Here is a 6,553-nt window from a genome sequence, read left to right on the forward strand (position 1 = left end):
AACCTTAGGATTTCTCCACCAGTTGCCTGTCAGCTACTGAGCGTCTTGGCACCTACTCAGGTTGGACTTTCACCAACTAGCAATTAACGGCTTGCTGGGCGCGCGCAAAAGAAAAAGTGTAGGACAACACCTACACTTTTTTACATTTTCTACACCTTCAGCACTTCTAATACTCGAAGAAAGCGCAATAGTTGGAACATATTAACTGCAAGAACAGTATCTAAACTCTTGTCTGCCATCTAGATAGCGATAAAATGTACCCCAACACCCTTCATTTCCATAAGCACAACAACTGCGTCTTTTATCGCAATAAATAAGCGCTGGACCATCCCGTGTAATTACAGAATTCTTTTTTTCTGACAATGTAAACCCTCCTTTGAAGTGATGTGTTTCAATATTATAAAGAGGTGCTGATGGTAAATTAAACAATCATATTTTGGAGAAATGATAAAATAAGTAAAAAAAAGTGAAACAATTCTTAGCCGGTTTACGTGGTTGAGGTAGAGGGGGGAGAAGATGGTTGAATATAGAAGAAGTTTTCGAAGATTATCTGGATGACATTTATCGATATTTATTTTCGCTGTGTAAAGATCATCATCTTGTAGAGGATTTATTACAAGAGACTTTTTATCGTGCGTTTATAAATATTAATGATCTAAATGTTAACAACGTTAAGCCATGGTTATTTAAAGTATCCCATAATTTATTGATAGATTATTTCCGTAAAAACAAAAGAAATATTTTGATTGATGAGGAACAACTTCAAATGATGGAATCTGGAACTAATATAGAAGAAAACATCCTAAAAGATGAGATGATAAAAAATATATTAAAGGTTATTAATGGACTTCCACTAAAACAAAAAACCGCAATTTTGTTATGTGATTTTCACGAATTAAGTTACGAGGAATGTGCGGAAGTAATGGGTATTTCTTTAGCAAGTTTTAAATCTTCTCTTCACAGAGGAAGAAGAAAAGTTAGACGGTTAAAAAATAGTGAGGTGTAAATTAATGGATAAAGAGCAGTTTAATGATTTACTAAACAAGTACAAACAAAATAAACTTTCTAAGGAAGAAGAAATTTTGTTTGAAAAAGAACTTGATAAATATGAATCTTACCAGGACTTTCTCGACGGTGAATCGGAAAAAGATTATAAAAAAACTATCTCAAATCCCCCTAGTAAGCATATGAAGTCACTTAATAAAGGTAAAAGAAAGGCTATTATATCAAATGCGTTGATGACAATCGCAATAGCATTAATGATTTTACCTATATGTACAATATTTTCATTTGTATATTATGGCTATGGTATAGCCGATAGTCGCGGAAACAACTTTATTCAAGTTGCAGCAGATACTATTTCAATCACAGAGCCAAACGCAACAGTTGATTTTCAAAATATCAGAACCAATGTAGGGCTATTTTCAATGGAGGGCGACTTTGATATCTACAAGCAAATTGGAAATAACCAAAAACATCTTAGAACAGATAATTTAACATTATTCTTAAATAAAGTGGATCAGCCAGAACGACTGAAAGAGTTTAATGCACAGAAATTTTCACACCCTGAGAATCCCTCTCTTTCAACAACTAATGATGTAAACCAACAATTACAAAATTTACCTGATGGAACGGTTTCAGAGGTTTTTGTATCGCTCGATGCATTTTATAGTGAGGAAGAAATTAAAAATATATTTAGCGATATTGAGTTAGATATTCTCTGGTATGCCGTAAATACTGGAATAGTCGATGATACCAAATATACGGCTATTGGATACCCTGCCCAGGACGGTGATATAAATTCTTCTTTTAACAATAAAGAGGAAAACAGTAAACAATTTATCGAGGTATTAAACAGATTAAATAAATACCAAGATTGGGCAGAAACAATTACCCAGAATAGATCTCTAAATATTAACGAAGTCACTAAGTTTATAGATGAAAATGGCATCGAAATATATGGCGTTGTAGTAACTGGACCAACAAAAGAGCTTTTAAAATTAAATGAGATACCTGAAGTAACGAATCAAAATTTAGGAGGTGTTGAATTATGGAATTGGCGATAAAGGGTAATAAATTTTCACGATTACTTTCTCTGTTTAGTTTCTGGTTAGGGCTTATCAATCTTTTAAGCCTGAATATAGCTATCTTGATTCAAAGAAATATCTTCCCTTCTTATTATTTATATATAGTAATTTTAGGGGTTATATCTGGTGTAATCTCACTCTTTCTTAAAACAAATAGCAAGGGTTTTACAATTTTAGGATTATTGATGAATCTATTAACTGGCCTAACAATTATATGTATAATTGTATTTTCTTTTTCAATTAATCCATCTCCTTAAAAAGATAATCTTTATTTTTTATCTACTTGTTTTTAGACTGTTAACTCCTCTTTATATAATGAACCACAAAATATAAGGAGGTTGTTTTATGTTTGGAAATGGTAGACATTTAACGCAGGAGGAAGTTACTAAGCTAGAGATTATGGAAAAAGAGGCAGTGGATAAAATTAAAGCGCATGCTAGTAATTTTATTCAAGAAGTATCAAACCTGCCTACAGAGGAACAGGCCTTTATCTACGACATGTATCACCCAGCTTTTAAGGAGAACGTTAGGTACAAAGGATTTATTGGTATTGGTACTACCCATTATCAAAAATACGGGGATGATTTGCTAGTTGAATTTAATGAAATAAGTATCCCTGAGAAAGATAAAACAGTTAAAACCATCCATGGTTACTTTAATTTTAGAGTAGCGGATAAGGTTCTTTCACAAAAAGTTGAGATTGTTAAAAACGGAGATTTAGTTGTAAATGACACTTCGGTAGCGGAAGCAGATTCTTTTTATATTCCATCAGGTGATTTTCCAAATGATCCTAACTATACTCCAGGGGAAATTTCAAATGACGGTCTGATTACACCTCAATGGGGAGCACTATGTGTAAATGCATGCTGTAAGTTTAGAAAATATGGTAATCCGTTTGGCACATTGGTAACTTATAGACACTGTGGTTCGAATTGCGGAACTACCGGTGACTATGGTGGCGGTACTCCAGTAAACGCACTTGATCGCTGTTGTGCATCACACGATGCTTGCTGGGCCAACTTCGGTTCGTGGGATTGTGACTGTGACCGTAACTTAGTGAATTGTGCAAGAAACACAAGTAATGCAGGTTCAAGTAGGGTTGCAAACTTCTTTGCCGCTGTTGTTGCAGCTAACTGCTAATATTTGTAATTTCATCTCTAAGAGTACTAGATAATATTGTCTAGTACTCTTCTAAATCTCATATGTATGAACAAATGAAAAAGTAATAGCCACAGAGAATTGATACTCTCCCTGTGGCTATTGTAATTACTAATATTTTATTTTAATAACTCCCATATACTGGGACAATCATCATACCTAATCGTAGAATATTTTTCTATAATTTTCATGTTAATTTCTTGCTCAAGGTCTTCTCTATCTTGATATTCCGTGTTTTTTAGACTTTTCTTAATCTTCGGATGAAAATCATCCAAGATATGAACCAGTTCGTCATTCGCTCTCATTTTAGTTTTTCCCCCTTGTTTAATAAATGTAATCTTAGTTTTTTTATAGCTGTTCTGTGATGATTAGATATATTCTGAGGTGTTGTCTTTAATTTAAATGATATTTCTTTTAGGGGCATATTCTTATGATATATCAAATCTAAAATTAAAAGTTGTTTCTCTGTTAACGTTTTTAAAGCGTGAATAAGATCCTCGTCTCCTACATCCTCCATTAAATTGCTATTTGGTAGATTCAATTCTTGCCTATTATCTTTAACTAGATCGATTATTGCTATCTCGCTATCATCTGTTGAAGTTTTGTCTAGTATTAATAGGTTCCGTTCTTTTTCCTTTCTTCTTCTTTTGTCATAGTCCTGGCTAAAAAAATGAATTAGATTGCTTATATACGAAATTCTTCGTGCTCTTATACAATGTGCTTTGAATTCCATGTCAACTTTATTTTTATTGTCCTCTGTTGGATTAATTAAATAATCTTCTAGCAATGATAGGTTATCTTTATTCGACAAAAAACCAATTATTAAAGGATTACTCTCAATTTTTTTCCTGTTCTTTTCGAAAAAACATCTAACCTTCTCATTATTTTTCATTAAACCTCTCCCTTATTATTTACTTTTTTTACAAAAAATTCCCACTATAAATATATAAAGTGAAGGTTAGCAGAAAAAAACAAGCTTTAACCACAAAAACAGAACCTATGTTCTGTTTATTATAACAAAATCATATAAAAAAACACCTTTTAACAGGTGTTTTCTAAATATTATTTAAGTATTCGCTTAATTACTTCCGGATGAAAGCCTACTATTCTTTCTTCTTTTCCATCTTCTTTATCTATAATTCTTATAAACGGTATACCTTGTGCATTAAACTTCTCAAATTCACTATATATCTCTTGATTCTCAATATCTTTATCAGTGAATAAGATCTTGTTTTGTTCTAACCAGTCCTTCAACTTTCTGCAATAACTACAGCTATCACTTCTATAAACAATAACTTCATGTTTCACTTTTAATTCCTCCTTTTTCTTACTAAATATAAAAGAGGATAAACTTCAAAAATATAAACCTTATTTTTATTTATTTTTGATTGTTTTTTTATTATGTATTTCTCTTTTATAAAATGAAACGGTTTATATGGTGATATAGCCAAATGGTAAGGCACAGGTCTGCAAAACCTCTATTCTCGGTTCGAATCCGAGTATCACCTTTAAAATTAATATGAGAGGGGTGGCTTTATGACTCCCGAGTCTATTCCTGTATGGATATCGTTGATAGGAAATTTTGGTTTTCCTATCGCGATAACCATTTATCTATTTATAAGATTTGAACGTAAATTAGATAAGTTAGAAGCTGTGATAACACAACTAGCAGATGGGATTAAATCAATTAATAGAAAAAACTGAAAGGAGTTTTACAATGAATTTGGAGAATATGATCACTTGTTATTGTAAAGCTAGAGAAACCCAAGCTTTTTTTACTCGATGCTTAGATTCAAAAGAATTAGGTGAAAATGAACGAGAATTAATCTATGAGTTGATTAAAAATGCTAGCCAGTCGTCAAGGATGATTAAACAGTACTGTTCAAACGTTGACAGTAAAGCAGAAGTTATTAATCCCTCAATATCGACTAATTCATTGTAATACTACGTAAAACACTAATTTAAAATAGATAACTATACCGACTAAAGAGCTAAAACTAAGTGTTGCAGCTCTTTAGTCGGTATAGTTATTTGCGAGCAAATTAATTCCCTCTAATTTCGCCCGCCATCCCATTTTTTAGATTTTTCTTCTTCAATCCATCGGTCAATCTGATCCATAGACCAACCTGCCCTTTTACCAATCATTACAGCTGGTTCAGGTAACAGTCCCCTTCTCCTATATACAGACAATATTTCCGTTGAAGTTTTAAGACCTTTATCATTTGCTCGGTCAGCAAAATCTTTTAAACCATAGTATTGTTTAGTCATTTTGATATTCCTCCTGGCTCAATTATCGTATAATAACAGATATTTGTAAATAAACCTAAAAAAGTTGAACAAAGTTGTTGAGTAACTCAACAATATATGTTATTGTTAAATTAGGAATTATAAAACATATTAATTCGAAGAGTGATGTTTGTTATTTTTTTGATCAAGTGTTGAGTAACTCAACAAGGCGGAGGGATTTATCATGATTAAAGCAAAACAATTGAGAACTTATGTAAACAGAGCTTATAAACTGATGAAGCAAGTCTACATTGAACAAGGCTACTTTGCATCAGGAAGTATTGGTATGGAAGAAATTTATTCAATTCATGCAGACAAAGAGAAAGCCGAAATTATCGTAGATGAGCTATTAGAGTCTGGACGAGTTCAGATTCGAAAAGGTTGTCAGGCACTTGCTTTTGAATTGATACCAGAAGAGCGACTAGCCCTAATTAAGGAACATAACTTAATAGAATCTTGGCAACATGCATCTATTTTCGCTATAACTGAGAATCACGGGGAAATATTCACTGTGTTACGTGAAGTAAAAGCAAGACGGAGAGAGCAACTACAATTAGCTAGCTAAGGAGTGCTTGATTATGACCGACAATAATAAGAACAAAAAATTACTGACAAGAATGAACAAAAATCAATTCGATACATTTAAAAAGATTGCTAAAAGAAGAGATGAAAAAAGGTCCGTTCTAGTACGTCAATGGATAGATGATTATATTAATGAACATGGCAACAAAAAGGAGCTAACATACTATAAAAGTAAATGAACCAAAACAATTTATAAGAGTTGTTTATATGCAAGGATGGGAAGTAAACACTGATGTTCTTGTTGACGGTAGTGATTGGATAACGATAGGAGATATGTGCGGATATTAAAAATACTGGATTTATATTCAACTTAATTGATAAAAAAAAGGACAAGTTTCTTAGACTTTGGGGCTTGTCAAATAAAGTGTGTAAGTTCCCATTTATTCAAGGTACTTTAACACCCTATCTTTCAGTTCATCATGAAGAAGAAGCTGGTTCAT

At 32.4% G+C, this 6,553-nt stretch carries 11 protein-coding genes and 1 tRNA gene; 8 read left to right on the plus strand and 4 right to left on the minus strand.

The annotated features are described in order from the left end of the window. Positions 1 to 520: 520 nt before the first annotated feature. The 4 genes from ACFSBH_RS12845 (at position 521) to ACFSBH_RS12860 (ending at position 3,227) form a co-directional block, all read left to right on the plus strand. On the plus strand, positions 521 to 1,006 hold the full coding sequence (locus ACFSBH_RS12845) for a sigma-70 family RNA polymerase sigma factor (protein ID WP_379597872.1): 486 nt from the start codon (positions 521 to 523) through the stop codon (positions 1,004 to 1,006). A 4-nt stretch (positions 1,007 to 1,010) separates the two neighbouring features. Next, positions 1,011 to 2,066, plus strand: coding sequence for an anti-sigma factor (locus tag ACFSBH_RS12850; RefSeq protein WP_379597874.1), 1,056 nt, complete (start codon positions 1,011 to 1,013; stop codon positions 2,064 to 2,066). Then, positions 2,051 to 2,344, plus strand: a complete 294-nt coding sequence (locus tag ACFSBH_RS12855) for a hypothetical protein (protein ID WP_379597876.1) — start codon at positions 2,051 to 2,053, stop codon at positions 2,342 to 2,344. Before ACFSBH_RS12850 ends, ACFSBH_RS12855 begins: the two co-directional genes overlap by 16 nt. Before the next feature lie 88 nt (positions 2,345 to 2,432). Then, positions 2,433 to 3,227: a hypothetical protein gene (locus tag ACFSBH_RS12860; RefSeq protein ID WP_379597878.1), complete on the plus strand. Its 795-nt coding sequence runs from the start codon at positions 2,433 to 2,435 to the stop codon at positions 3,225 to 3,227. A gap of 137 nt (positions 3,228 to 3,364) precedes the next feature. On the opposite strand, the gene ACFSBH_RS12865 is transcribed toward ACFSBH_RS12860, so the two are convergent. The 3 genes from ACFSBH_RS12865 to ACFSBH_RS12875 form a co-directional block, all read right to left on the minus strand. Continuing rightward, positions 3,365 to 3,550 carry a hypothetical protein gene (locus ACFSBH_RS12865; RefSeq protein ID WP_379597880.1) on the minus strand — a complete coding sequence of 62 codons (186 nt, stop codon included), beginning with the start codon at positions 3,548 to 3,550 and terminating at the stop codon, positions 3,365 to 3,367. Continuing rightward, the gene (locus ACFSBH_RS12870) at positions 3,547 to 4,137 is read right to left on the minus strand and encodes a sigma-70 family RNA polymerase sigma factor (protein WP_379597882.1); all 591 of its coding nucleotides are present in this window, start codon (positions 4,135 to 4,137) and stop codon (positions 3,547 to 3,549) included. The genes ACFSBH_RS12865 and ACFSBH_RS12870 overlap by 4 nt, the downstream gene beginning before the upstream one ends. A 170-nt stretch (positions 4,138 to 4,307) precedes the next feature. Then, positions 4,308 to 4,553, minus strand: coding sequence for a glutaredoxin family protein (locus ACFSBH_RS12875; RefSeq protein ID WP_379597884.1), 246 nt, complete (start codon positions 4,551 to 4,553; stop codon positions 4,308 to 4,310). 129 nt (positions 4,554 to 4,682) lie between these two features. Here ACFSBH_RS12875 and ACFSBH_RS12880 point away from each other — a divergent pair. Beyond that, positions 4,683 to 4,753, plus strand: a tRNA-Cys gene (locus ACFSBH_RS12880). A 28-nt stretch (positions 4,754 to 4,781) separates the two neighbouring features. Next, the gene (locus ACFSBH_RS12885; RefSeq protein ID WP_379597886.1) at positions 4,782 to 4,949 is read left to right on the plus strand and encodes a YvrJ family protein; all 168 of its coding nucleotides are present in this window, start codon (positions 4,782 to 4,784) and stop codon (positions 4,947 to 4,949) included. A gap of 348 nt (positions 4,950 to 5,297) precedes the next feature. Here ACFSBH_RS12885 and ACFSBH_RS12890 read toward each other — a convergent pair whose 3' ends face one another. Next, positions 5,298 to 5,513, minus strand: a complete 216-nt coding sequence (locus ACFSBH_RS12890) for a hypothetical protein (protein WP_379597889.1) — start codon at positions 5,511 to 5,513, stop codon at positions 5,298 to 5,300. Between the two features lie 202 nt (positions 5,514 to 5,715). Here ACFSBH_RS12890 and ACFSBH_RS12895 point away from each other — a divergent pair, with 202 nt between their 5' ends. Together ACFSBH_RS12895 and ACFSBH_RS12900 are read left to right on the plus strand one after the other, a co-directional pair. Continuing rightward, positions 5,716 to 6,096: a hypothetical protein gene (locus ACFSBH_RS12895; protein WP_379597891.1), complete on the plus strand. Its 381-nt coding sequence runs from the start codon at positions 5,716 to 5,718 to the stop codon at positions 6,094 to 6,096. A gap of 13 nt (positions 6,097 to 6,109) precedes the next feature. Beyond that, positions 6,110 to 6,292 carry a hypothetical protein gene (locus ACFSBH_RS12900; protein ID WP_379597893.1) on the plus strand — a complete coding sequence of 61 codons (183 nt, stop codon included), beginning with the start codon at positions 6,110 to 6,112 and terminating at the stop codon, positions 6,290 to 6,292. Positions 6,293 to 6,553 lie beyond the last annotated feature (261 nt).

Source organism: Oceanobacillus luteolus (assembly GCF_042678205.1).
Classification (GTDB): Bacteria; Bacillota; Bacilli; order Bacillales; family Amphibacillaceae; genus Oceanobacillus; species Oceanobacillus luteolus.

Bases quoted from the DNA above. Each gene is read 5' to 3' on its own strand.
- ACFSBH_RS12850 (WP_379597874.1), top strand. From the start codon at position 1,011: ATGGATAAAGAGCAGTTTAATGATTTACTAAACAAGTACAAACAAAAT.
- ACFSBH_RS12855 (WP_379597876.1), top strand. From the start codon at position 2,051: ATGGAATTGGCGATAAAGGGTAATAAATTTTCACGATTACTTTCTCTG.
- ACFSBH_RS12860 (WP_379597878.1), top strand. From the start codon at position 2,433: ATGTTTGGAAATGGTAGACATTTAACGCAGGAGGAAGTTACTAAGCTA.
- ACFSBH_RS12865 (WP_379597880.1), bottom strand. From the start codon at position 3,550: ATGAGAGCGAATGACGAACTGGTTCATATCTTGGATGATTTTCATCCG.
- ACFSBH_RS12870 (WP_379597882.1), bottom strand. From the start codon at position 4,137: ATGAAAAATAATGAGAAGGTTAGATGTTTTTTCGAAAAGAACAGGAAA.
- ACFSBH_RS12885 (WP_379597886.1), top strand. From the start codon at position 4,782: ATGACTCCCGAGTCTATTCCTGTATGGATATCGTTGATAGGAAATTTT.
- ACFSBH_RS12890 (WP_379597889.1), bottom strand. From the start codon at position 5,513: ATGACTAAACAATACTATGGTTTAAAAGATTTTGCTGACCGAGCAAAT.
- ACFSBH_RS12895 (WP_379597891.1), top strand. From the start codon at position 5,716: ATGATTAAAGCAAAACAATTGAGAACTTATGTAAACAGAGCTTATAAA.
- ACFSBH_RS12900 (WP_379597893.1), top strand. From the start codon at position 6,110: ATGACCGACAATAATAAGAACAAAAAATTACTGACAAGAATGAACAAA.